This window comes from Paenibacillus sp. J14 (assembly GCF_000518465.1).
Lineage (GTDB): Bacteria > Bacillota > Bacilli > Paenibacillales > Paenibacillaceae > Fontibacillus > Fontibacillus barengoltzii.
Genome location: NZ_JADQ01000055.1, coordinates 1 through 24,596 on the forward strand (window position 1 = coordinate 1; position 24,596 = coordinate 24,596).

At 52.0% G+C, this 24,596-nt stretch carries 19 protein-coding genes and 3 tRNA genes; 18 read left to right on the top strand and 4 right to left on the bottom strand.

Annotated features, from left to right (window positions below):
• The 8 genes from M891_RS0117990 to pyrE form a co-directional block, all read left to right on the top strand.
• A partial coding sequence (locus M891_RS0117990) for a group II intron maturase-specific domain-containing protein (protein WP_028539529.1) occupies nucleotides 1-234 on the top strand: 234 nt, incomplete at its 5' end.
• A gap of 1,221 nt (nucleotides 235-1,455) precedes the next feature.
• Nucleotides 1,456-2,001, top strand: coding sequence for a bifunctional pyr operon transcriptional regulator/uracil phosphoribosyltransferase PyrR (pyrR, locus tag M891_RS0118005; protein ID WP_016311533.1), 546 nt, complete (start codon nucleotides 1,456-1,458; stop codon nucleotides 1,999-2,001).
• A gap of 1 nt (nucleotide 2,002) precedes the next feature.
• Nucleotides 2,003-2,914 (top strand): aspartate carbamoyltransferase catalytic subunit, encoded by a 912-nt coding sequence (locus M891_RS0118010; protein ID WP_028539783.1) that lies wholly within the window; start codon nucleotides 2,003-2,005, stop codon nucleotides 2,912-2,914.
• 91 nt (nucleotides 2,915-3,005) lie between these two features.
• Nucleotides 3,006-4,313 (top strand): dihydroorotase, encoded by a 1,308-nt coding sequence (locus M891_RS0118015; RefSeq protein ID WP_028539784.1) that lies wholly within the window; start codon nucleotides 3,006-3,008, stop codon nucleotides 4,311-4,313.
• 52 nt (nucleotides 4,314-4,365) lie between these two features.
• Nucleotides 4,366-5,502 carry a glutamine-hydrolyzing carbamoyl-phosphate synthase small subunit gene (gene carA, locus M891_RS0118020; RefSeq protein WP_016311536.1) on the top strand — a complete coding sequence of 379 codons (1,137 nt, stop codon included), beginning with the start codon at nucleotides 4,366-4,368 and terminating at the stop codon, nucleotides 5,500-5,502.
• A 4-nt stretch (nucleotides 5,503-5,506) separates the two neighbouring features.
• Nucleotides 5,507-8,719 (top strand): carbamoyl-phosphate synthase large subunit, encoded by a 3,213-nt coding sequence (gene carB / locus M891_RS0118025; RefSeq protein ID WP_028539785.1) that lies wholly within the window; start codon nucleotides 5,507-5,509, stop codon nucleotides 8,717-8,719.
• Between the two features lie 225 nt (nucleotides 8,720-8,944).
• On the top strand, nucleotides 8,945-9,712 hold the full coding sequence (gene pyrF, locus M891_RS0118030) for an orotidine-5'-phosphate decarboxylase (protein WP_051417093.1): 768 nt from the start codon (nucleotides 8,945-8,947) through the stop codon (nucleotides 9,710-9,712).
• 1 nt (nucleotide 9,713) lies between these two features.
• Nucleotides 9,714-10,358 carry an orotate phosphoribosyltransferase gene (gene pyrE, locus M891_RS0118035; protein WP_028539787.1) on the top strand — a complete coding sequence of 215 codons (645 nt, stop codon included), beginning with the start codon at nucleotides 9,714-9,716 and terminating at the stop codon, nucleotides 10,356-10,358.
• Between the two features lie 139 nt (nucleotides 10,359-10,497).
• On the opposite strand, the gene M891_RS0118040 is transcribed toward pyrE, so the two are convergent.
• Nucleotides 10,498-12,093 carry an S-layer homology domain-containing protein gene (locus M891_RS0118040; RefSeq protein ID WP_028539788.1) on the bottom strand — a complete coding sequence of 532 codons (1,596 nt, stop codon included), beginning with the start codon at nucleotides 12,091-12,093 and terminating at the stop codon, nucleotides 10,498-10,500.
• A gap of 255 nt (nucleotides 12,094-12,348) precedes the next feature.
• Between M891_RS0118040 and M891_RS0118045 the strand changes: the two genes are divergently transcribed.
• The 8 genes from M891_RS0118045 to M891_RS0118080 all read left to right on the top strand — a co-directional run bounded on the left by M891_RS0118045 (nucleotide 12,349) and on the right by M891_RS0118080 (nucleotide 20,069).
• Nucleotides 12,349-13,197: an ABC transporter ATP-binding protein gene (locus M891_RS0118045; RefSeq protein WP_016311541.1), complete on the top strand. Its 849-nt coding sequence runs from the start codon at nucleotides 12,349-12,351 to the stop codon at nucleotides 13,195-13,197.
• The gene (locus M891_RS0118050; RefSeq protein ID WP_028539790.1) at nucleotides 13,160-14,260 is read left to right on the top strand and encodes an efflux RND transporter periplasmic adaptor subunit; all 1,101 of its coding nucleotides are present in this window, start codon (nucleotides 13,160-13,162) and stop codon (nucleotides 14,258-14,260) included. The genes M891_RS0118045 and M891_RS0118050 overlap by 38 nt, the downstream gene beginning before the upstream one ends.
• Complete coding sequence (locus M891_RS0118055; RefSeq protein ID WP_016311543.1) at nucleotides 14,260-17,157, top strand: ABC transporter permease; 2,898 nt, start codon at nucleotides 14,260-14,262, stop codon at nucleotides 17,155-17,157. The genes M891_RS0118050 and M891_RS0118055 overlap by 1 nt, the downstream gene beginning before the upstream one ends.
• A gap of 3 nt (nucleotides 17,158-17,160) precedes the next feature.
• Complete coding sequence (locus tag M891_RS0118060; RefSeq protein ID WP_016311544.1) at nucleotides 17,161-18,045, top strand: ABC transporter ATP-binding protein; 885 nt, start codon at nucleotides 17,161-17,163, stop codon at nucleotides 18,043-18,045.
• On the top strand, nucleotides 18,042-19,538 hold the full coding sequence (locus M891_RS24135; RefSeq protein WP_036700917.1) for an ABC transporter substrate-binding protein: 1,497 nt from the start codon (nucleotides 18,042-18,044) through the stop codon (nucleotides 19,536-19,538). The genes M891_RS0118060 and M891_RS24135 overlap by 4 nt, the downstream gene beginning before the upstream one ends.
• Before the next feature lie 144 nt (nucleotides 19,539-19,682).
• A complete protein-coding gene (locus tag M891_RS25590) occupies nucleotides 19,683-19,847 on the top strand; it encodes a hypothetical protein (protein WP_009225643.1) in 165 nt (54 codons plus the stop codon).
• Between the two features lie 61 nt (nucleotides 19,848-19,908).
• A tRNA-Met gene (locus tag M891_RS0118075) sits at nucleotides 19,909-19,982 on the top strand.
• Between the two features lie 13 nt (nucleotides 19,983-19,995).
• Nucleotides 19,996-20,069 (top strand) — tRNA-Ile (locus M891_RS0118080).
• Between the two features lie 399 nt (nucleotides 20,070-20,468).
• On the opposite strand, the gene M891_RS0118085 is transcribed toward M891_RS0118080, so the two are convergent.
• The 3 genes from M891_RS0118085 to M891_RS0118095 form a co-directional block, all read right to left on the bottom strand.
• On the bottom strand, nucleotides 20,469-20,627 hold the full coding sequence (locus M891_RS0118085; protein ID WP_009225645.1) for an aspartyl-phosphate phosphatase Spo0E family protein: 159 nt from the start codon (nucleotides 20,625-20,627) through the stop codon (nucleotides 20,469-20,471).
• A gap of 269 nt (nucleotides 20,628-20,896) precedes the next feature.
• Nucleotides 20,897-21,553, bottom strand: coding sequence for an S-layer homology domain-containing protein (locus tag M891_RS0118090; RefSeq protein ID WP_036700920.1), 657 nt, complete (start codon nucleotides 21,551-21,553; stop codon nucleotides 20,897-20,899).
• A 70-nt stretch (nucleotides 21,554-21,623) separates the two neighbouring features.
• Nucleotides 21,624-21,824 carry a hypothetical protein gene (locus M891_RS0118095; RefSeq protein ID WP_016311548.1) on the bottom strand — a complete coding sequence of 67 codons (201 nt, stop codon included), beginning with the start codon at nucleotides 21,822-21,824 and terminating at the stop codon, nucleotides 21,624-21,626.
• Between the two features lie 166 nt (nucleotides 21,825-21,990).
• Here M891_RS0118095 and M891_RS0118100 point away from each other — a divergent pair.
• Together M891_RS0118100 and M891_RS24140 are read left to right on the top strand one after the other, a co-directional pair.
• Nucleotides 21,991-22,076 (top strand) — tRNA-Leu (locus M891_RS0118100).
• Between the two features lie 173 nt (nucleotides 22,077-22,249).
• Entirely contained in the window at nucleotides 22,250-24,532 is a 2,283-nt protein-coding gene (locus M891_RS24140) for an Ig-like domain-containing protein (RefSeq protein ID WP_036700924.1), read from the top strand.
• Nucleotides 24,533-24,596: the final 64 nt, after the last annotated feature.

A 24,596-nucleotide genomic window follows, 5' to 3' on the forward strand; every position in this document is an offset into this window, starting at 1 on the left:
ATGCGACGCCTGAGTTTCGAAGAGCACGTGGAGTACCTGAATCCAAAGATTCAAGGCTGGCGCAATTACTACTACACAGCTTACAGCCAGAGGAAGATGGCGAAGTTGGATTGGTATATCCGGCAGCGGTTTGCGAAGTGGTATGCTAAGAAACACAAACGCAGACGATGGTTGAGTTCGCTGCGCGAAGTGAAGTCTTTGTCTATTCAATATGGACTTAAAACGCTCTTGTAATCTGCATGCTCATGATGACGAACATCGGAAAGCCGTATGAGGGAAAACCTCACGTACGGTTTGATGAGGAGGGGCTGGGCCTCGCCCAGCCTTTCACTCTAGCGGCGATTGCTGCCGCTGGTGCCACTTTTGCTCTAACGCTTGCTAGAATGAAGGGGCAGAGTCCAATTGTGCTCTAACGCTTGCCAGAGTGCTTATTTGTGCGAAAAACGCAAAGTTTTACTTTTAACGCTTACCAGCAGCCTTATTGAGGCAAAAACAGCCTCTTTTACGATGAAATATCGCAAATAAGCTCTCCTGTAAGCGTTACGCCGCAGAATGCCCGAATTTTCCCCAAATAGCGTTTCTGTTAAGCGTTACAGCATACTTCCCTGAACTAACTGTGCCTGAGCTGGTGCTGACGATGGGTTTGGTGCCTTGCTACAAGAGATGCTGCAGATACTGGCTATTACCAATCGATTACATACTGGTAAGGGTGTAGGTTCGGAGTCCGCTTTTATTCTAACGCCTGCCAGAATGCTTAATTCGGAGAAAAGCGCCAAATTTTCATTTTAACGCTTACCAGCAGTCTTATTTAGGCTAAACCCACCCCATTTGCACTCAAAAATCGTAAATAAGCTCTCTCCTAAGCGTTACGTTTTCATGGGGCCCCTTTTTCGCCAAATAGCGCTTCTGATCAGCGTTACACAGCAAGTACCATGCACTATTAGTGATCTTGCTGCCCACCATTCCCCAAACATCCCGGTTAAATATTCAACATGTTAGGAAATTTATGCAGGGATCTGGCGGGGAGAGCACACGGGTTAAACGGCTTCAGATCAAGGATAAGCCGGGGAAACTAACTGTTGAATAAATATTACATTGAATGTATAATTATTAACAACCGCATCACAGCAGGCTTCACACGGGGGAAGAATCAACCTCAGTATCGGGAGGTTACAAACTCGGCAGGGTGTCTTGACAGGCTATTTTCATTCTGTCATAATTCATGTAAACCATAAGCACCTTTAATTCAGTCCCGTGAGGCTGGCAAGGTAACGTGAGTGGGGAAATGGGCGAACTGCGCTTATTTAAGTCGGTTCTCTGTGCCCAAATCCTACATGATAGTCATAGGTACACTATGGCTGAAGACTCCTTGCCTGGATATACGGGCAGGGAGTTTTTTTATGCGCCTATCACGGACCGATGCAAGGTGACCCTATCCCTAAGGAGGTCGCAGCTGTGAGCAACGAAAGTCATATCATTATGGATGAAACCGCGATTCGGAGGGCACTGACAAGAATTGCACATGAAATTTTGGAACGCAACAAAGGCATCGAGGGCTGTGTATTGGCCGGCATCAAAACCAGAGGAGTTTACCTCGCAAAACGGCTGGCTGAGCGCTTGGAGAGTATTGAAGGAACCGCAATTCCATGGGGCGAGCTTGACGTAACAAACTACCGCGATGACAAAGTGGAGGCTACTCAAGGGGCGGCCAAAGCCACGTTCCCGGTCTCGATTCAAGGCAAAAAAGTGATCCTGTTCGACGATGTTCTCTACACAGGCCGTACGATTCGTGCAGCCATGGACGCGATCATGGATTGCGGTCGTCCGGAGTCGATCCAGTTAGCGGTACTCGCTGACCGGGGACATCGGGAACTGCCGATCCGAGCTGATTACGTTGGCAAGAACGTACCAACATCGCGATCGGAAGAAATCGAGGTGCTCTTGACCGAGCATGACGGCACTGATCTGGTTCGCATCCTGCATGCACGGGAGGGGAACTAAGATGGCGCTGACGGCAACTGCACTGAAGGAACGCAGCCTCCTCGGGCTGAAGGATTTAAGCGCAGCGGAAATTTCCTCGATTCTCGACCGGGCTGCCTACTGGGATGCCAAGGAAGAGAAGATGATTCCGGTGTTGAAGGAGCACTTTGTTGCGAATATGTTTTTCGAAAACAGTACGCGCACCCGCTTCTCATTCGAGATGGCGGAGAAACGGCTGGGTGCTCAGGTGCTGAACTTCGCGGCAGCCGCCTCTAGCGTAGAGAAAGGCGAGTCGATTTACGATACGGTTCGCACGTTGGAATCGATGGGCATTGACGCTGGAGTCATCCGGCTGAAGCCGATCGGTGTGTTGGAGGAGCTGGCGAAGCGGGTATCCGTACCGCTGGTGAATGCCGGAGACGGCAACAATGAGCACCCGACGCAAGCGCTGCTGGATCTATATACGATGAGACAGCATTTCGGAGAACTCGGCGGGCTGAAGGTATCGATCATCGGAGACATCAAGCATAGCCGGGTGGCACGTTCGAATCTGTGGGCGCTGCAAAAGTTCGGCGCCGAAGTGAAGCTGTGCGCGCCGAACAATATGCAAGCACCGGAGCTCAGCGCGTATGCGCCTTACGTTCCGATGGACGAAGCGCTTTGCGCCGATGTGGTGATGATGCTGCGAGTGCAGTTAGAACGCCACGTTGGCGGGCTGATTAAGTCGGCCGAAGAATATCGACTGCATTACGGCTTAACGGAGGAGCGGGCTGCGAGTCTTGCACCGCACGCGCTGATCATGCACCCGGCTCCAGTGAACCGGGGCGTGGAGATCGACGATGCGGTGGTGGAACACCCGCAATCCCGCATCTTCAAGCAGATGCAAAACGGAGTTCCGATCCGCATGGCGGTTCTGGAACGCGCATTGCTCTAGCAAATGAGGGGGAGCGCCTGTAGCTTAGGCGACGGGCAATGGACGTTATTTTTCGGATCGTACTTCAAAATCAGCGGGAGGAGAAATCAGAATGCGGCTTGTCGTAATCAATGCCAAGATCTTAAACGAACAAGGGGAACAAGAAATCGCTCAAATCGTCATCGAGAACGGAGTGATCTCGAACATCGAGAAAACAGGAAGCCTCAAGCAGCTAGTCGCTGAGGAAGGGACACAGGTAATCGATGCAGGGGGCAGACTGGTCACTCCGGGATTTATTGATATGCACGTCCATCTGCGGGAACCGGGATTTGAACATAAAGAAACGATCGAAACCGGTTCGCGTTCAGCAGCGAAAGGGGGATTCACCACCATCGCTTGCATGCCAAATACGCGGCCGGTGACCGACAATCCGGATACGGTTCGCTATGTGAAGGAGAAGGCGGAGGAAGCTGGGCTGGTGAACGTGCTGCCTTATGCGGCGATCACCAAATCTGAGCTGGGTCGCGAGCTGACCGACTTTGCTGCTTTGAAGGAAGCCGGTGCGATTGGTTTCACCGACGACGGCGTAGGCGTACAGAGCGCACAAATGATGAAGGATGCGATGCGTCAAGCGGCTGCGCTGGGGATGCCGGTAATTGCCCACTGCGAAGACAATTCGCTGGTGGAAGGCGCGCCGGTGGCTGAAGGGGAATTCGCCCGCAAGCACGGACTGAAAGGGATCCCGAACGAATCGGAGGCGATTCATGTGGGGCGGGATATTTTGCTGGCGGAAGCGACCGGGGTTCACTACCATGTCTGCCACGTGAGCACGGAGCAGTCGATCCGGCTGATTCGTCAAGCGAAGCAGCTCGGCATTAACGTGACCGCAGAGGTGTGTCCGCACCATCTGGTGTTATCGGAGGCGGATATTCCCGGATTGGATGCCAATTGGAAAATGAACCCGCCGCTGCGCTCCCGCCGAGATGTGGAAGCCTGCATCGAAGCGCTGGAGGACGGCACGATCGACATCATCGTCACCGACCATGCTCCGCACAGTGAAGAGGAAAAAGCAAAAGGCATGCAGCTGGCACCGTTTGGAATCGTTGGTTTTGAGACAGCCTTCCCGCTGTTATATACGAAGTTTGTGACAACTGGCCGTTGGAGCCTGGAGATGCTGGTGCAGCGTATGACAGCAGACCCGGCTCGTGTGTTTGGTCTAGAAACCGGACGGTTGGTTCCAGGCGCTCCGGCGGATCTGACGATCGTTGATCTGGACGCGGAACGCACGGTGGATCCTGAGACCTTCGCCTCGAAGGGACGCAACACCCCGTTTGCCGGTTGGAAGCTAAAAGGCTGGCCGGTCGCCACAATCGCCCGTGGAAGACTGGTATGGAATGATGAACTAGAACTGACCCGTTAACGGGCGGATAAGAAAATGTAGTTTTAGCTTATGGATAAAGGAGTGCTTCAGGATGCAGGCAAGACTATTGTTGGAGGACGGCACGCTGTTTACCGGAACCTCATTCGGAGCGGAAGGAGAGAAAACAGGCGAGGTCGTTTTTAATACGGGAATTACGGGGTACCAAGAGGTGCTGTCCGATCCATCTTATTGCGGGCAAATCGTCACGATGACGTACCCGCTGATCGGGAACTACGGCATTTCGCGCGATGACTTTGAATCGATTACGCCGTCGATCCACGGGTTTGTGGTTCGCCGCTATGAACCAACCCCAAGCAACTGGAGGGCGCAGTACAATTTGGGTGACCTGCTGAAGGAATACGGAATTCCCGGCATTGCCGACATCGATACGCGCATGCTGACGCGACTTATCCGCCATCAGGGAACGATGAGAGGGATTTTAACGACCTCCAATAAATCGGTGGAGGAATTAAAAGAAATGATGCTGGCAACCAGCATCGCCGAGCTGCGCAACCAAGTGGCGCAAACCTCGACGAAGCATGTGTACAGCAGTCCGGGTTCGAAGGAACGCATCGTGTTGGTTGACTTCGGTGCGAAAAGCGGTATTCTGCGCGAGCTGAACAAACGCGATTGCGACGTCGTGATCGTCCCGCATGATACGACTGCGGATGAAATTCGCCGCCTGCATCCCGACGGGATTCAGCTGTCCAACGGACCGGGGGACCCGAAAGACGTACCGCATGCAGTGAAAATGATTTCTGAACTGCTTGGTGAGTACCCGATCTTCGGCATTTGCCTGGGCCACCAGCTGTTTGCCCTCGCCTGCGGCGCTGATACGGAAAAGCTGAAATTCGGCCATCGCGGCGGGAACCACCCGGTGAAAGAGCTGGCTACCGGCCGCTGCTATATCACATCGCAAAATCATGGATACACCGTAAACGAAGCATCCATCGCTGGGACGGAGCTGGAAGTTACCCATATTAACAACAATGATAAAACCATCGAAGGCTTGAAGCATAAGAAATACCCGGCCTTCTCTGTGCAGTACCATCCAGAGGCGGCTCCGGGACCGTACGATAACAGCTACCTGTTCGACCGATTCATCGAGATGATCCGCGAGCACAAGCGGCAAAATCCGCAAAAGCCTCGCCAAGCCGAACTGATGGCCGCTGCGAAAGGAGAACTATAAACCTATGCCGATCAACAAAGACCTTAAGAAAATTCTCGTCATCGGTTCCGGACCGATCGTTATCGGTCAGGCGGCTGAGTTCGATTACGCCGGAACGCAAGCTTGCCAAGCGCTGAAGGAAGAGGGCGTCGAGGTGGTGCTGATCAACAGCAACCCGGCGACGATCATGACCGATACCAACATGGCCGACAAGGTTTACATTGAACCGATCACGCTGGAATTCGTCACGCAAATCATTCGCCAGGAGCGGCCGGACGGCTTGCTGCCGACGCTCGGCGGGCAGACCGGTCTGAACATGGCGGTGGAATTGGCCCGCGCAGGCGTGCTGGAGCGCGAAAATGTGAAGCTCCTTGGCACTCAACTGACGTCGATTGAGAAAGCCGAAGACCGCGACCTGTTCCGCGAACTGATGCGCGAGCTGGAGCAGCCGGTGCCGGAGAGCACAATCATCACTTCGGTGGAAGAGGCGCTGGATTTTGCAAGCGAAATCGGCTATCCGGTGATCGTTCGTCCGGCATATACGCTGGGCGGCACCGGCGGCGGGATCTGCGCTACAGAAGAGGAACTGCGCGAGACGGTGAAGTCGGGGATCCGTTACAGCCCGATTGGCCAATGCTTGATCGAGAAATCGATCGCCGGCATGAAGGAAATCGAATATGAAGTGATGCGCGATGCGAACGACAACTGTATCGTGGTCTGCAACATGGAAAACTTCGACCCGGTTGGTGTACATACCGGGGACAGTATTGTCGTGGCGCCAAGCCAAACGCTGTCTGACCGTGAGTATCAGATGCTCCGTTCGGCTTCGCTGAAGATTATTCGTGCGCTGAACATCGAAGGCGGCTGTAACGTCCAGTTCGCGCTCGATCCGCAAAGCTTCCAATACTACGTGATCGAAGTTAATCCGCGGGTCAGCCGTTCGTCGGCGCTTGCGTCCAAAGCGACGGGGTATCCAATCGCGAAAATGGCTGCCAAAATTGCGCTGGGCTACACACTGGACGAAATCATCAATCCGGTTACAGGGCAGACCTACGCTTGCTTCGAGCCGACGCTGGATTACATCGTCAGCAAAATTCCGCGCTGGCCGTTTGATAAATTCGTTCATGCCAACCGCAAGCTGGGCACGCAGATGAAGGCGACCGGCGAAGTGATGGCGATTGGCCGGACCTTCGAAGAGTCGATTCATAAAGCGGTCCGTTCGCTGGAGATCGGCACCCATCGCCTCTATCTGAAAGGCGTGGAGAACATCGACGATGAAACGCTGAAAACTCGCTTGATCAAAGCGGATGACGAGCGGCTGTTCCTGATCGCCGAAGCGTTCCGCCGCGGCTACAAACTGCAGCTCATTCATGATCTGACCGGAATCGACTGGTGGTTCCTTGATAAAATCGAGCGTTTGGTGGATTTCGAGAAACGGATTGCGGAAGAAGAGTTCTTTTCCTATGAAACGCTGTACGAAGCGAAGCGCTTAGGGTTTACGGACCGGGCGATCGCCGAGCTGCGCGCTGCCGGACAGCCGACAGGCACGCACACGACAGAGGCGGAAGTGAGAAGCTTCCGCAAAGAGCATGGACTGAAGCCGGTTTACAAAATGGTAGATACGTGCGCGGCTGAATTTGAAGCCTCCACGCCTTACTACTACTCGACCTATGAAACGGAGAACGAAGTCGTTCAAACGGACAAAGAGAAGATCGTGGTGCTGGGCTCCGGACCGATTCGGATCGGGCAAGGCATCGAGTTTGACTACTCGACAGTACACGCGGTTTGGGCAATTCAAAAAGCCGGATATGAGGCAGTAATCATCAACAACAACCCAGAGACGGTATCCACGGACTTTAACACGTCGGATCGCCTCTACTTTGAACCGCTGTTCTTCGAGGATGTCATGAATGTTATCGAAGAGGAGAAGCCGGTTGGCGTCATCGTCCAATTCGGCGGCCAAACGGCGATCAACTTGGCAGCACCGCTGCAAGCGGCGGGCGTTCGCATCCTCGGAACCTCGCTGGAAAGCATCGACGAGGCGGAGGATCGCAAGAAGTTTGAAGCGCTCCTGTCGAAGCTGGGCATCGCACAGCCGAAGGGCAGCACAGTAACCTCGGTAGAAGAAGCGGTTGGAACTGCTCAAGCCCTGGGTTATCCGGTACTGGTAAGACCTTCGTATGTACTGGGCGGCCGGGCGATGGAAATCGTCTACTCCGACCAGGAGCTGCTGCGCTACATGGAAGAAGCGGTGAACATCAATCCGCAGCATCCGGTCCTGATCGACCGCTACATGCTTGGCAAAGAGGTAGAGGTCGACGCCATCAGCGACGGGGAAACAGTACTGATCCCGGGGATTATGGAGCATATCGAACGCGCTGGCGTTCACTCCGGCGACTCGATTGCGGTGTATCCGCCGCAGCATCTGTCGGCAGAGCTGAAAGAGAAAATCGTTGAAATCACGGTCAAAATCGCCCGCGAGCTGAAGACGGTAGGTCTGGTGAACATCCAGTTCGTCATCTACAACAACGAAGTGTATGTGATCGAGGTGAACCCTCGCTCCTCGCGTACAGTACCGTTCCTGAGCAAAGTGACAAACATTCCGATGGCGAATGTAGCAACCCAGTGTATTCTTGGGGCGAAACTAAGCGATCTGGGCTACTCCAATGGCCTGTGGCCGGAAAGCCATCAGGTTGCGGTGAAGGTGCCGGTATTCTCCTTCGCGAAGCTGCGTCGGGTAGAACCAACGCTTGGTCCGGAAATGAAATCGACCGGCGAGGTCATGGGCCGCGATCCGCAATACGCCAAAGCATTGTATAAAGGCTTGATCGGCGCGGGAATGAAGATTCCTTCAACCGGGGCGATTATCGCTACGGTAGCCGACAAGGATAAACAAGAAGCGGTTGAGCTGCTTCGCGGCTTCTACCGCCTGGGGTACAAGATCATCGCTACGGATGGCACGGCTTCTGCGCTGATCGAGGCGGGTATTCATGTGACGACGGTTTACAAGCTGTCCGAAGGGGTGCCGAACATCCTCGATCTGATCCGGAACGGCGAAGCTCACTTCGTCATCAACACGTTGACGAAGGGCAAAGAACCGGAGCGCGATGGCTTCCGGATTCGCCGGGAAGCGGTGGAGAACGGCGTGGTCTGCATGACTTCGCTCGATACCGTTCGGGCGCTGCTGGAGATGTTGGAGACGATCAACTTCTCTTCCCAAGCGATGCCCGCACTTTAATCGCAGACGCTAACGGACACTAGAGACGTTATTGATCTGGTGTGAAGCAAATAACCATTCTAACGGACCGAGGAGACCTTATTTTGCTTAGATCGCAGCTGAGTGGCTCCATGAGGACTGAATAATGTCCATGGAGTCCGTTACAGCGGGAAATCGCAGGGAAATGCTTAAATAAGGTCTTTCAGGTCCGTTAGAGGACGAAGAAGATGGCGGCTCGGAAGCAGGATGCTTCGGAGCCGCAAGCATGAATGGAGGAGAGCGGATTTGCGTTCGTTTGAAGAAGCGGCTGGGAAGCTGATCGTGGGTCTCGATTTCCCTGATGCGGAGCAAGCGCGGAAGCTGCTGAAGGAGCTGGAGGGCATCCCTTGTTACATGAAGGTGGGGCTGCAACTGTTCTATGCGGCGGGTCCGGAACTGATCCGGGAATTAAAGCAGCGGGGGTACTCCGTTTTTCTCGATGTGAAAATGCATGATATTCCCAACACCGTCAAAGGTGGTGCGAACAGCGTCACCAAGCTGGGTGTAGACCTGTTTAACGTGCATGCGGCCGGCGGGCTGGACATGATGAAGGCGGCAAAAGAAGGCGCACTGGCGGCGGTGGAAGCCGACCCGACGTTGACGATGCCAAAGATCATCGCGGTTACGCAGCTGACGAGCACCAGCAAGCAAGTGATGAATGAACAGATTGGCATCCCGGGCGAAGTTGAAGCCTCCGTCGTACATTATGCGGACCTGGCCCGTTCGGCCGGTTTGGACGGAGTGGTTGCTTCTCCGCTGGAAGTTACCGCAATTAAGGAGAAGTGCGGACAAGCCTTCCTGACGGTAACGCCGGGGATTCGTCCAGCGAACAGCCCTAAAGGTGATCAAACGCGTACGTTAACCCCAGGCGAAGCGATGGCGCAAGGCACGGACTATATCGTCGTTGCCCGTCCAATTATCGCTGCCCCTAACCCGCGAGAAGCCGCGGAGACGATCATTAAGGAGATGATGTAGCATGACCAATACCCAATCCGTCGAAGCGCAAATTGCCAGCAGCCTGTTAGAGATCGGAGCCGTTGCGCTTCGTCCGCATCAGCCGTTTACTTGGACTTCGGGGATTAAATCGCCGATCTATTGCGACAACCGCCTCACGATGTCCTACCCGCAGATCCGCGATCTAATCGCTGAATCGTTTGCTGCACTGATCCGTAAAGACTATCCGGAGGCCGAAGTTATCGCCGGAACAGCTACGGCCGGCATTCCGCATGCCGCGTTTACGTCGCAGAAGCTGGGGCTGCCGATGGCCTATATTCGCGATAAGGCCAAAGGCCATGGCAAGGAGAATCAAATTGAAGGTCTGATTAAACCAGGGCAGAAGGTGGTTGTTATCGAGGATTTGATCTCGACAGGCGGCAGTTCGATCAAAGCAGCGCAGGCCGTGCGCGATGCGGGGGCAGAACCGTTGGCCGTGCTGGCGATCTTCAGCTATCAGCTCGATAAAGCGGTGCAGGCGTTTGCTGAAGCTGGCATCCCGCTGCAAACCTTGTCCAACTATACAGCATTGATGGATGTCGCCGTGCAGCGCGGGGATATTCAGCCGGAAGACCTGGAACTGCTCAAGTCCTGGCGGCAAGACCCGGCTTCCTTCGGAAATGCCTAAGTACTTCCATATGGTTAAAACAGCCCCGAGAAGGGCTGTTTTTTTGTCTGTATATCAAAAGACCACCCCTGAGAAGCAACATCGCTTTGTCTCATAAGGTGGTCTTTATTATTACATATGATTTAGAAATGATGGCGGATTACTTAAATGAATATCCTGCGTATTTCTCCGCATTTTGAAGACTCGTCCAGATGTCCGGCGATTCACCGCCGATGTGCCAGTAAGCATAACCGGCCACTCCGAACTTCATGCCTAACCTCAGCTTCTCCGAGAGGGAGCGGGCATCCTCCAGCCAAATTTTGTGGAGCGTCCCGTTCTTGCGATACTCCATGGTGTACTGCCCTAATGTGTCGTTCCATTTTGGCTTCAGGCCGTATTGGTTCATCCGGTTATTTTGAGCGGCGAGGGTGATGTCCTCGGAAGACAACGTAGCCCCGGTGCTGCTTAGGCTCCAATCCCGCGTATACAGCGGCATCCCCATAATGAGTTGGTTGGAAGGGACTTGGGTGAGCAGTTTTTGCAGGTGATTGTCCACCCAGCCAAGCGATGCGATGGAACCGGCAGCAGCCCCGCCCCAATGCTCGTCGTAGGTCATAATGACCAGGTAATCGGCGCTCTTCGCCAGTTCTGCGTAATTATAGGCGTCCGACCAGTCAGTGTCGAGGTCCGGCGGTAAATCCACAGACAAGACGGCAGAGACGGAATGAAGCTCCTGTGCCAGTTTGGCGATAAAGGCCGTATACAAGCTGCGATCGGAAGCTGCGACATTTTCAAAATCGACGTTGATGCCATGCAGCCCATATTTTTGAACGTAGGACTTCAAGGTTTGAATCGCTTCGGAAGAAAGCGAACTGGAAGCCAGAAGCTTGTGCGTCGTTTCCTGATCAAATCGGTTTCCGATCATGGCCCAAACTTGTTTGCCGTTATTTTTCGCCCAGGTTACGAGCGAGGGAACGCTGGAATCAGAAAATTTGCCATTACTTTCGAGAAAAAACCACCGAGGCACCAGCACGTTCACATTCGATTGCAACACGGCTTTCTTGTAGGCTTCGGTTGACAGGCCGTATTGCCATCCTAGCTTGATGGTCTGATTCGTGCTGGCTGCGAGCGCATCGGTCCATCGGGTGTCCTGCAGCAGGCGATCCAGGATGACAGCGGTCTCCTGGCGGGTTATTGGCTGTGTTGGATGAAATACCCCGTCGCTTCCCTGCATCAACCCGAGCTCGGTAATGGAACTGACCGAAGGCTTGGCCCATGCCGCGATCATCGCTGCATCCTGATAATTGGAAGACGAATTGCCGGCGGCGTTTTGTTTTAAAGCACGAACGATCCATGAAGCGGCCTCCTGCCGGGTTAACGGCTGGTTTGGCTTAAAGATCCCGTCTCCCAAGCCGTTGGTAAGCCCAAGTTCCGTGGCGGCTTGGATTGTGCCATAGTACCAGGCGGTTTTGGGGACATCGCGATAAGCGGGGATAACGGATTTGGCCGGTTCCACCTTAAAGATGCGCGTCAATGTAGTCATAAACTCGGCTCGGGTAATGGAGCGGGTTGGAGAAAATTCAGAACCTGAGGTTCCTTTCATTACATTGTTCGCATTTAAACGGAGGATGGCATCTTTAGCATAGCTGTTTGAAATGTCGTTAAAAGGAAGATCGGCAGCGACCGGCTCTTGCCGAAGCACGACATTGGTGAATAAGAGCGTCGCCGTGAGCAGGATGGGGATCATTTTCTTCATGAAATATTAGTTCTCCTTGCCGAAATTAGTAGAATCCTCCTTAATTCTAACAGAATTGTAACCATGCATCAGCGCGAAAAATCTGGTAAAAAATTAACGATTTCGTTAATGAGCTTGTAACTTTTTGCCATCGTATTTCGTTTATAATGCAAGACGTGAATGTATTGCTAGACAAGGCCAATTAGACCAAGAAGTCCAAGAAGAGGAAGCAGAAGAGGAGAAGCACAATTTAGGGAAATGGGAGACCGATACACAATGATGCGATGGCTTCGCAAGAAAGAAAAAGTCGAAGTTCAGCCCGGAGCTGATTCTCCGGTACCGGAAAGTGCGGAGGGGGAGACCGCCGCTGCCGCGGAGAAGACGGCATTAGCAGAAGCAGATGCCGAGGTTATTGCAGCCCATGTTGTACAGAAGGAGGAAGAGAAGGAGACCGGACCTATTTTGTCGGTCAAAGACGTTCGCCGATCATTTCCGGTGGGCGGAGGAGAAATCCAGGTATTGAAGGGAATCAACATGGAAGTGCTCTCAGGCCAGCTGGTCATGCTTAAAGGCCGTTCTGGCTCGGGCAAAACGACATTGCTCAACATGCTTGGCGGATTGGATCAGCCGACTTCCGGTGAAATCTGGTTCCGCGGTCAGCCGCTTCATGAGCTGAACGACGATAAGCGTACCCTGCTGCGTCGGAATCAGATCGGCTTTATTTTCCAGGCCTACGCCTTGCTGCCGTTGCTCTCCGCTTGGGAGAATGTCGAACTGTCGCTGCGTATGGCGGGAGTTCCCCCTCAGGAATGGAAGCCGCGCGTTAAGCATTGCTTGGAGCTTGTTGGACTCGGAAAACGGATGTTTCACCGCCCGTTCGAGTTGTCCGGGGGCGAACAGCAACGGGTGGCCATCGCCAAAGCGATTGCCCATCGCCCCAAGCTGTTGTTGGCGGATGAACCAACGGCCAACCTCGATTCGCAAATGGGAGCACAAGTCATGGCAGTATTCAAGAACATCATACAGACCGAACGCGTGACGATCTGTATGACTACTCACGATCCTACAATCCTGGAGGTAGCGGACCATGTTTACGAAATGGTGGATGGCAAATTTATCGAATAAAAAAGGGGGGATAAGGCTTGTTCGAACGCTGGGGGTATTCGCTCTGTCCCTGACGTTAATTGCGTCCACAGGCTGCGCCCTGCTGCCGGACGAAGAGGCGGAGGAGGACCTGCCGGTGATCACGCCGCCGACAATCTCGAAGAAGCCGGAGTATGAGGTGCGCACGGAGACGATCGAGCTTAGCGTCAGTGCGGTTGGGAAGATCATGAGCCAGCGCGAGGAGCCGTTATTTTTCACAGAGGATAATCTTCACGTGAAGGAAGTGCTCGTTAAGGCAGGCGACAAAGTCAAGCAAGGCGATGCTCTCATTCAATTGGATGTCGAAGATTTGCAGAAGGAATTACGGAAGAAGAAGCTGGAGTTCCGCAAGCAGGAAATCTCTATGAAGGAGCTGCTGCGTACGAAGGACGAGAAGGACCCGATCGAATTTGAGGAGGCCTCGATCGTCTTTGAGGAACAGCGTCAAGAGCTGGAGGATTTGGAGAAGACGATCGCTGACGGCACACTCCGTGCGCCGTTCTCCGGAACGATCATTTCCGTCTCCGTCCAGAAAGGAGCCGCGATCAAAGCATATGATACGGTAGCCGTGTTGTCCGACACGTCTTCGTTGGTCGTGGCAGCTCAGTTTGCCAAGGAGGATTTAGAAAAGATTGCCGTTGGTATGAAAGCCAAGGTTGATATTAATGCGATGGGCGTATTCGACGGGAAGGTGAAGGTCATGCCAGTGGATTCCGGATCGTCCGACGACAATAACGGCGGCGGAGGCGGCAAACCTCCAGAGAAAGATACGATCGATAAGTACCTGATCGTGGAACTGGACAAATGGCCGGAGGGACTTGAACGTGGACGGCCGCTCAGCGTGTCCATTGTAACGGAACGCAAGGAGAACGCGGTGCTGATTCCGATTTCCGCCCTGCGGACGATTGGCTCGCGCACTTATGTTCAGGTGGTAGAGGAAGACGGTTCGAAACGTGAAGCCGATGTTGAGGTAGGTTTGCAGACCTCGACCGACGTGGAAATTGTTAAAGGACTCACGCCGGGGCAGAAAGTAGTGGGTCGTTAATGGGACTTCCTTTATTACGTTTATTGTTCCGCAAAATGTGGAACACGAAATGGCTGACGTTAAGTACGCTATTGGGCCTCATTGTCGCGGTCTCGTTCACGGTCAGCATTCCGATGTATTCCGACGGTTCGCTGAAGCGGGTCGTTGCAACCACCCTGCAGGCGGAGAGCGAAGGGCTGCCCGCCGGTTCGTTGATCATGAGCTATCAGGCGCCGGGTGGTACCAAGACGGATTTGAATGCACTATCCGCCGTCAATCAATACATTGTTGACGAGGTGCCGGGGCAAATTGGCTTCCCGTTTGACACCTACGTGAACATCAGATCCATCCGCAGTACGGAGGTATTTCCGGAGGACCCGACTAAGGTTGACGCGAGCCGAACGCGGACGATGTCCATCGTATCCATGAGCGGTTTACAGGACCATGTGGCAATTTCCGGCGGCCGGATGTATTCCGATCAAGGCGATGGCGATACGCTTGAGGCTTTGATGCTGGAAGAAGCGATGTACCGGCAGGATCTGCACGTCGGTGACGTGATGGAGTATCCGGTGTACAGCGGTGTGGACGTGACGCTTAAGGTGAAGATCGTGGGCACCTTCCAGCCGGAGAACGAGAATGACCCGTACTGGTATCAAGGCTTTGAAGGGATGATGAACACTTTCTACATCTCGGATCAAGCCTTTAATGAAGGCCTGTTGAATCGATTATCGATTCCGCTGCATAGCTCCAGCTGGTATTACGCTTTTGATCTCGGTGAGATCAAGACGAGTCAGCTGTCACCGCTCTCAGATACGCTGGAGCGGTTGAACGTAGAGTTATATCAGAAGCTGAAAGATACGAAGGTGGATGTCTCTTTTGGCAGTCTGCTCAGTGACTTCCGCAAGCAGAGCCTGCAGATGCAGACGCTGTTGTTTACCCTGGCGGCACCGATGATTGCCATGGTGTTCTATTTTATTGTGATGAACGCTCGCCAGGCGCTCGACAAGCAGCAAAGCGATATCGCGGTTTTGCGTAGCCGCGGAGCTTCTACGAAGCAGATTATTTTCATCTATTTATTTGAAAGCCTGATTCTTGGCGCGGTTGCACTCATCGCAGGTCCATTGCTCGGCTGGTTTATGTCGAAGAGCATCGGCTCGGCAGACGGCTTCCTGACGTTTGTGAACCGTAAGTCCATTCCGGTAGGCTTTAATGCCGATGCCTTGGTATTGGGAGCGGTAGCGGTTGTGATCGCGATCTTATCGACGCTGTTGCCGGCAATTTCCTTCGCCCGCTCCTCGATCGTCAAGGCCAAGCAGAAGCAAGCGCGCTCCGATCGTGCGCCATTTTGGCAACGTTGGTTTATCGATATCGTCTTGATGGCGATTTCGGGTTATGGGTATTACCTGTTTAATGAACGGCAGATGCTGACGTTCCAGACAGGGATGACGACGGATGAGCTGCAGGTTCAACCGTTCCTGTTCTTCGTACCCGCGCTTGCCATTTTTTCCATCGGACTGTTTTTCCTGCGGGTGTTCCCGTGGTTGCTTAAGCTGATCGGCTGGATCGGCAAAAAGTGGCTGCCGGTTCCTTACTATCTAAGTTTGACGCAACTGTCCAGATCGTCTTCTTCGTATTATCCGTTGATGATCCTGCTCGTTCTGACGCTGGGTCTTGGGGTATATAACGCTTCAGCCGCACGGACAATCGACCTGAATTCGACGGAGCGGACGCTCTATAAATATGGAGCAGATGTGATCATGCGAACGGTATGGGAAGGCACGCCGGAAATCACTCGTCCTTCTCAAGGAGGCTCCGGCCAAGGTCAAGGCGGCGGTCCGGGAGCTCCAGGCGGCGGGAACCCAGGTGGAGCACCTGGCGGCGGCCCAGGAGGCGGAGGGCAAAATCCTACCCCGTCTAAACTGATCTATTCCGAGCCCCCGTTCGAAATCTTCCGGAGGTTGGACGGCGTCGAGCATGCGGCACGTGTGCTTCAAACGAAGGGGAACATCATTATCTCCGGTCGTTCGGCAGGCCAAGGGAATGTGATGGGGATCGACAATGTCGATTTTGCCAAAGTGGCCTGGTTCCGGAACGATCTGTTCCCAACGCATCCTTACCATTATTTAAATTTTCTCGGGATGAACGAAAGTGCAGCTTTAGTCCCGTCGAACTTGGCGGAGAAGTATAAGCTGAAGCCGGGCGACGTGTTTACGGTTGCCTTGGGTGAGCAAGCGGTGGAATTTGCCGTATACGGGATTATTCCGTATTGGCCAAGTCAATATCCAGATCAAACACCGTTTATTATTGCGAATTTGGATTATATTTACGATCAAGTTCCGCTTATTCCTTATGAGGTCTGGCTTAAGATGAAGCCGGGGGCTAAAGTCGCCCCGCTGATTCCGAAGCTGGCGGATCAAGGAATTGAGCTTTATTCGGTGGATGATGTACGCAGTGAATTGGCGGCGCAAAGCAAGCATCCGACCCGGGGAGGCGTATTTGGGATCCTAAGTCTCGGTTTCCTCGTCTCGGTCATCGTGTCGTTGATCGGGTATGTGTTGTACTGGTTTTTCAACTTATCGGGCCGGGTCGTCCAGTTCGGGATCCTGCGGGCGATGGGCTTATCCCGGAAGCAGCTGACGTTCATGCTGCTGGCCGAACAGATCTTAACTGCCGGCTTATCCATCGTGCTCGGAATCGTCATCGGGAAGATTGCCGGCAAGCTGTACTTGCCGTTCCTGCAAACAGCGGATAACGTCACTACGCAGGTTCCGCCGTTCCGTATCGTATTTGATAACCAGGATACGCTTCAGCTTTATGTTGTTGTGTTCGTGATGCTCCTGATGGGAGCCGGCCTGCTGTTCTGGCAAATCCGGCGACTGCGTGTGCATCAGGCGGTAAAAATGGGAGAGGAGCGCTAAGAGATGATTCATTGCGAAGGACTCGTCAAGATTTTCAAATCCGAAGATATCGAAGTTGTGGCGCTCCAAGGCCTGAACTTAACCGTGGAACAAGGCGAAATGATGGCGATCATCGGCAACAGCGGCAGCGGCAAATCCACCTTGCTGAATATTCTCGGCGGGCTGGATCGCCCGTCCGCCGGCCAAGTTAACGTCGGGGGTTGGGATCTGCTGAAAATCCGCGATGACCAGCTGGTGGAATATAAGCGTAACACGGTTGGTTTCGTCTGGCAGAATAATGCCCGCAACTTACTTCCTTATTTGACAGCATTGGAAAATGTAGAAATGCCGATGCTGCTCACCGGGAAGCTGGACAGAGCCTATGCGAAAGAGCTGCTGGAGCGGGTTGGCTTAAAGGATCGAATGCACAACAAGCTGCATCAGCTCTCCGGCGGGGAGCAGCAACGGGTTGCGATTGCGATCTCGCTGTCGAATCGACCGAAGCTTCTGCTGGCCGACGAACCCACGGGTTCGGTCGACACGGCCACTTCCGATCAGATCATGCAAATCTTCCGGCAGGTGAACCGGGAGCTGGGTATCACGGTTGTGATCGTCACGCACGATTTGAACCTGGCTGGGAAGGTAGACCGCGTGGTCGCCATCCGTGACGGCTTAACGAGCACCGAGTTCCTGAAGCGTAACCCGAATCTGGATTTGGCGGCAGCCGAGCTAGGCGGAGGATTGCAGGAGGTTCACGAAGCCTTTGTTGTGGTTGACCGTGTCGGACGTTTACAGGTTCCGAAGGAATATCTGGAATCCGTCGGAATCAATGGGCGGGCGAGCATGGAGTTTGACGGAGAGAAAATCATTATTACAGCACCTAAATCGTTGGAGGGGGATCCATCATGAGGTTCAAGAAATTATTGTCTGTATCGCTGGCTGCAACGCTGGCGTTGGGCCTGCTCGCTGGCTGTAACGGTAGCAAAGCGGCAGACCCACAGCAGGAGAAAGTGCTCCGCATCGGCGTGCTTTACGGGGGATATGACGATTCTTATTTCCGTCAGCAGTATACCGATGTATATGAGTTCACGCACAATGTTCGTATCGAGGTTGTACCGGCCATCGACCAAAGTCAATATCGTTATCAGGACTACTCGCAGCCATACGTTCAGCCGGACTACCTGGATAGCATGAAGAAAATTATGACTGGCAGCAATCCGGTGGATGTCGTGGTCACCGATACTTCTGTATTAAATCAGCTGATCAAGGAAAATATGGTCAAACAGCTTGATCCGATGATCCAGGAAGATAAATTCAATACGTCGGACTTCGTCCCAGCAGTTATTGACGGGATTAAGGATCTTGGGGAAGGCAGTCTGTATGCGTTAACACCTTCGTTCTCCTCCTCCGCCTTGTTCTATAACAAGAAGCTCTTTACGGACGCTGGGGTTGAACCGCCTACCGATAATATGACTTGGGACGATATCTTTAATTTGGCTCGTCGTTTGGCGAAAGGGGAAGGGAAGGACAGAGTTTACGGTTTCGCGTTTAGCCGGTACATTGGAAGCGATCCATTCTGGGATATGCAGAGCAACTATGTCAACTCGCTGCAACTCAAAACCTTTGATGATAAAGCGGAAACGATGACGGTTAATACCCCGCAATGGACGAAGGTCTGGGAAACCATCAGCAAGCTGGCGAAGGACAAAATCATTCCGGACAGTAACAGCGGGATGATGGACGGCGAGTGGAACCCAGTTACAAGCGACCTGTTCCTCTCCGGTAAAGTTGCAATGACGATTGGTGAGAACTATTACGTCAATGAAATTACGGATGCCAACAACAACGCTTCGAAAATTAAGAACTTTACTCCTGTGGATTGGGATGTCGTCACGGTTCCGGTCCATCCTGAAAAACCGGGGATCGGGGGAAGTATTTGGCTGAGCAATACGTTTGCCATTAACAGTGCTGCTCCAAACGCCGAGACCGCTTGGGACTTCATTAAATTCATTAATGGCGAGGATTGGGCGAAGCTGAAGTCTCGCAGTAACTCCTATGAAATGCTGGCTCGCAAATCGTACATCCAACCGAAAATGGGCTTGGATTACAATATTCAAGCATTCTATTTACTGAAGCCGACGCCGCCAACGGATCCGAAGCAAGAAAAACTGATGAGCGAAAAACCAGGACTATACAGCGTAACCGACAGCGGACGCAGGTTCTTCCAAGAGGTGTTGGAGAATAAGAAAACACCGGCGGAAGCGCTCAAAGAATGGGAAGAGAAGGGCAACAAGATGCTGCAAGAAATTAAAAACAATCCAAAAACCCAATTCCAGGAGGATGGTACGCCATTTGTTCCTGAGGAAGGGGCGGCAGCAGGCGGAGCCGTATTTAAGGGGTAAGCTGAGGTTTGCATTGAACACCAAAAAATTACCATATAGATTTAGGGCCGCTGGATGAAATCCGGCGGCTTTTTTTGTTAAGGTTGGGCATTCTATAGACATGAACAATTTGCTCTAATTCACGAAAGGATGGACGAAACAATCATGCGTTGGGTATACTTCAATAAACTGTATCGAACGAAATTCCAAGCGGGATGTCTCGCCCGGCGGTTGGAGCAAGACGGTTGGATCTATGGTTTTGATGATATGCGGCAAATCGAAATTTTCCGATCGCGCAAGGGCAAATACGGCGTGCGATTTATTCCATAATCTTAGACTTGACGTGCCCTGCGAGAATCGTGTATATTATTGATTGTCGCCAATTTAATGACGCGGGGTGGAGCAGCCCGGTAGCTCGTCGGGCTCATAACCCGAAGGCCGCAGGTTCAAATCCTGCCCCCGCAATCCAAGTTCTCCCGGGCCCTTAGCTCAGTTGGTTAGAGCGGTCGGCTCATAACCGATTGGTCACAGGTTCGAGTCCTGTAGGGCCCATAAGTGCAAAACCCTCTTGCTTTGGCAAGGGGGTTTTTGCTTTTCAATCATTAAAATCAAAGTTTCGTAGATTCCTGTTGAGCGTTTTGTAGTAGGCCATTTTATTGTGAATAAATGAGACTTTTCTGAGCGTAAGAAGATTCAAGCCTCTCCAAATCATCAGGTAAAACAAAACCTGCCCAACCTCTTTTCCGTCATGGATAATCCCTGTTCGCTGAACGATAAAATTTCTCCTCCTTTTAAAATTGTCGGATAGTACTAGAATATTTTCCAGGCCTCATCTATACGCCAGAACACATCGGGTTTTCTATACGGGCTAGCTCAATGGTAAGTTTCAGTATTTGGGAGATCTTTTTATCAAAATAGAAAAAAGGAGCCGTTGTCACAGCTCCCTAAAGATCATTTGACTTGCTTCTGGATCATTAATCGATGGTATTCATTTAGCAATTCATCTAGTTGCTGACTTACCATGATCATTTCCCGATCCGCAAGACGTTTACTTCGGGCAAGATGGTTTAATTCCATCCGGAGCTCTTCAATTTTGAGGATGAGTTCCATGACGAACAACTCCTAGTTGAGGTATTAATGCCATCCGTCCGCTTTCGACTGGTGATTGTCCGACCTCTTCCATGTACTGTCACTGTTCTGCACCAAATTAAAGCGGTACCCTTATGTTTTCTATGTCCGTTTTTGTAAATCCTCCCTAAATCCTGAAATAAAATGCAAAAATCTGTCGATTTAGTGAATTTTATTAAAATTTAAGCTTTTCACGGAAATCAAAAAAGGACCGCATAAGGCGGTCCTTCCAATTTTTATCGAATAGGCGATCACTTGCTGTCCGGAGACGGAGCAGGATGTGCGGCCAAGTATTCCACCGCATGATAGGTCAAGAGAGCCGCTTCTGCGCGGGTAATCAGATCTCCCGGATGGAATTGATTGTTCTCATCCAGCTGGGCGATCCCGAGCACAAGCGCACGTTGAACCGTCCCTTGATAAGAAACCGTCAGCTGGTCATCGTCAGCAAATTCGATTGGTTTGATATTGATCATCGGCAAATCGCCATGCTTCTCCATCGCCAAAATCAGCTGATGGGTAAATTCCTCACGCGTCATAGGCTTGTCCGGATTCACGTTGACGTCAAGATCAAACCCGTTAGTTTGAGCAATCGAGAACGCAGGGGCATACCAGGCATCTTGCTTGACATTGACAAAATAATCACCAGCGTTTTCTGGAGTATCCAACTTCAACCCCAGCAGATTGACGATTAACTGAACGCCCTGGCTAGTCGTCAATTGGTCATCCGGCAGGAAGCTGTCGGCGCTGACGCCGCGAACGATGCCTTTCGCTTGCAGGACAGAAATACTGTCTTTGGCGACAGATTGGCTTACATCTTTAAAGGTCCCTGCAGCAGCAAAGCTTTCTCCAGCCAAAGACAAGCTCAAAATGGCGGCGGCGGACAACAGGGCTACATTACGTTTAAACATGGTGATCACCTCGTCTAGTATTTTTTGACAACCTCTAGACGATGAGTATTGGAAAAGGTTGCAGAAAAAATTAAAAAGATTTTCCAAATGGAATGATTCGCGTCACGTGATGGATTTCGTCGAGATTCACCCAGACGGCCCCTTCTGTTGTGCGCAGATGTACTTTGTCAGGCGCTGAACCCCACTTCGGCAGTCCGGTCATCAATTGTCCGTCATGCAGTTGAATGACCACTTGATGACCCAGCGTAACTGCCATTTTCAATTCGTGCATGAATGCTAACCTCACCTTTCCTGAAATTCAAGCCTTTTTTCGCAAGACTAACCTTAACTTACCATAATTCCTAACTGAATAGTTTATCGGAATAAGACAGCATGAATTTTGGGTTGATATTGATTGGAATTCTGTATATAATCATAAATACGGAATTTTTGAACAAGCCGGGGTGGCGGAATTGGCAGACGCACAGGACTTAAAATCCTGCGGTAGGTGACTACCGTACCGGTTCGAGCCCGGTCCTCGGCATTTGTGAAGATAGAGTGCACTCGTTTATTGAGTGTGCTCTATTTTTTTTATAGGACAAATGGATTATTTTGACGAAAAACGTTACGAAATATCTACTAAATGTCGATATAAAATGGGAGAAGGCTGGAAAAAGGTTCCGGTACATCAGCAATGAGAATAAAGGAGAGGAATCAATGTTGGCTAACAGGAAGATGACGTATTGGATGCTCGTCTTGACGCTCCTCCTTTCGGTACTTGCTCCTACGGGCGCATTTGCAGCATCTGGGGACATCAAGGAGATTAATATCGATGGAGCCGGTACGACCGTTGAACTCGGCGTGGGGAAAACGAAGCAGCTTAAAGTAACGGCTGGGCTTGAAGGGGGCGGCACCAAAGATGTGACTTCTACTGTAACTTGGACGTCCGGTGATGATACCGTAGCCAAGGTTAGTGCCGGCGGTTTGGTCACCGCGCTGAAGAGCGGTACTGCGATCATCACGGCGGAATATAAAAATCCAACGACTGAAGTCGGGTCGGTATCGTCTATTACGATTAAAGTTACAGACACCTACACTGAATTAACTTTGGACTACAAATTAGACGGAAAATATAGTCTGGACACCCCTGACTCCGATCTGACCGTCACCGCTAAGGCGAAGGTGGATAACACGTCTGTGGAACCCAAGGATGTAACGGATGAGGCGGATTGGACTTCCTCGAATACGGGTGTACTGACTGTTGAAAAGGGCAAGATTACGCTGACCGGTACAGGGGAAGCGACGATTACAGCGAAATATGCCGGTTTGACTGCTTCGTTCAAAGCGAAGGTGACGTCGCCTTACTCCGGCTTGAAATTGTACAAGACGTCTGGAACGACAGACACGGAAATTCAGGATAAAGAAGACCTTGAGTTGATCGTGGCAGATAAAGAAGTAGAACTTAAGGTGAAAACGGTGCTGAAGAGCGACCCGGATACGACAAACGACGTTACGGAAAAAGCCACCTGGAGTTCTTCGGATACCAGCGTTGCTACAGTTGAAGACGGAACGGTTAAAATCGTATCGACGGGGAAAGCGACGATTACGGCAACCTATTATGGCGAGCAAGCCAAAGTCGACATTTACGTAAGAGCCCCGTATGAAGCGATTCTGCTCACGCCGTCCGGCGATCAGACACTCTTCATCGGGGAAACGTTGGCAGTAAATGCCGGCGTGAGAGTGAAGGCAAACGAAACTCAAGACGTCAGCAATAGTGCGGAATGGACTTCTTCCAATAAATTAGTTGCGACTGTAAGTGACACCGGTGTTGTGACGGCCAAAGCGGCGGGATCAACTACGATTAAAGCCAGCTATCAAGGCGTGAGCAAGAGCTTCAAAGTTACGGTACTTCCTACGGTGACCGAGCTCAAAATCGAGAAAGAGCAGCTTGATATCTATGTAGGCGGATCGGCGAGCCTGCCGAAGGTGACCGGCACGAAGCTGGACGGAGAATCCATCGATCTCAGCGATGCCATCACGTGGACCTCGAGCCAAGAGGATATCGCGGTAGTCGAGGATGGAAAGATCGTAACGAAGGATCTGGATGACTCGGTTGTATCTGCCGAAGTTACGTTGACCGGGAAGCTGGCAGAAGCCGGAACAGGGCTGACCCCGAACGCGGACTTCCCAATTCGCGGAACTGAAGTGGCGCTTAAAGTCAACGTGAAAGAAAAGGTTCTGACGCTTCTCGCCACGCAAACTTCAATGAACATCGTCATCGGTGAAGAAAATGCGCTGCCGGAAATCACGGTGGTCTATGAAAATGGTGTAGAGCAAACGAATCCGGCTGGCGTTGAATGGAGCGTTACCGGCTCCAATGCGGTGTTGAAGTCGACAGCAGACGGCAAGAAGCTGAAAGGTCTCAGCAAAGGCTCGGCCACGCTGAAAGGAACTTTCGAGAACAAGACCCTCAATATATCGGTCTCTATTGAGCCGAAAATCACCAAGATTGTTGTAGAGCCGCAAACGATCGAGCTTAACATCAAGAAATCGAAATCGATCAAGGTAACGGGGTATTATGCAGACGGCAAGAAAGTCACCCTGTCCTCCAAAATGGGCTGGGTCTCCTCCGATGTGAACGTTGCTACGGTATCATCCTCTTCGGTGAAGGCTGTCGCTGAAGGAACCGCGACGATCACAGGTTCTTATCAAGGCAATGTCGTTACCGTGAAAGTGAATGTGGTTCCGAAGCTGGTGAAACTGGAGGTTAGCGAGAAGAAGCTGCAGCTGGCTCCTGGTGCGGCCAAAACGGTTGTCCTGACGGCAACGTACGATACTGGCAAGGTCGCCACGGTAACGGGCAGCGCGAAGTGGACAACCTCCAAGGCGAACGTTGCGAAAGTGTCGGCTGGTCAGATTCAGGCGATTGCCAAGGGCTCTGCTTCCATCAAAGCAGAGTATGGCGGCAAAAAGGTATCTATCAGCGTTTCAGTGAAATAAGATCGAACATGAATCATTTGAGTCTGCCTTTGGAAAGGCAGACTCTTTTTTATGAACTAACTAT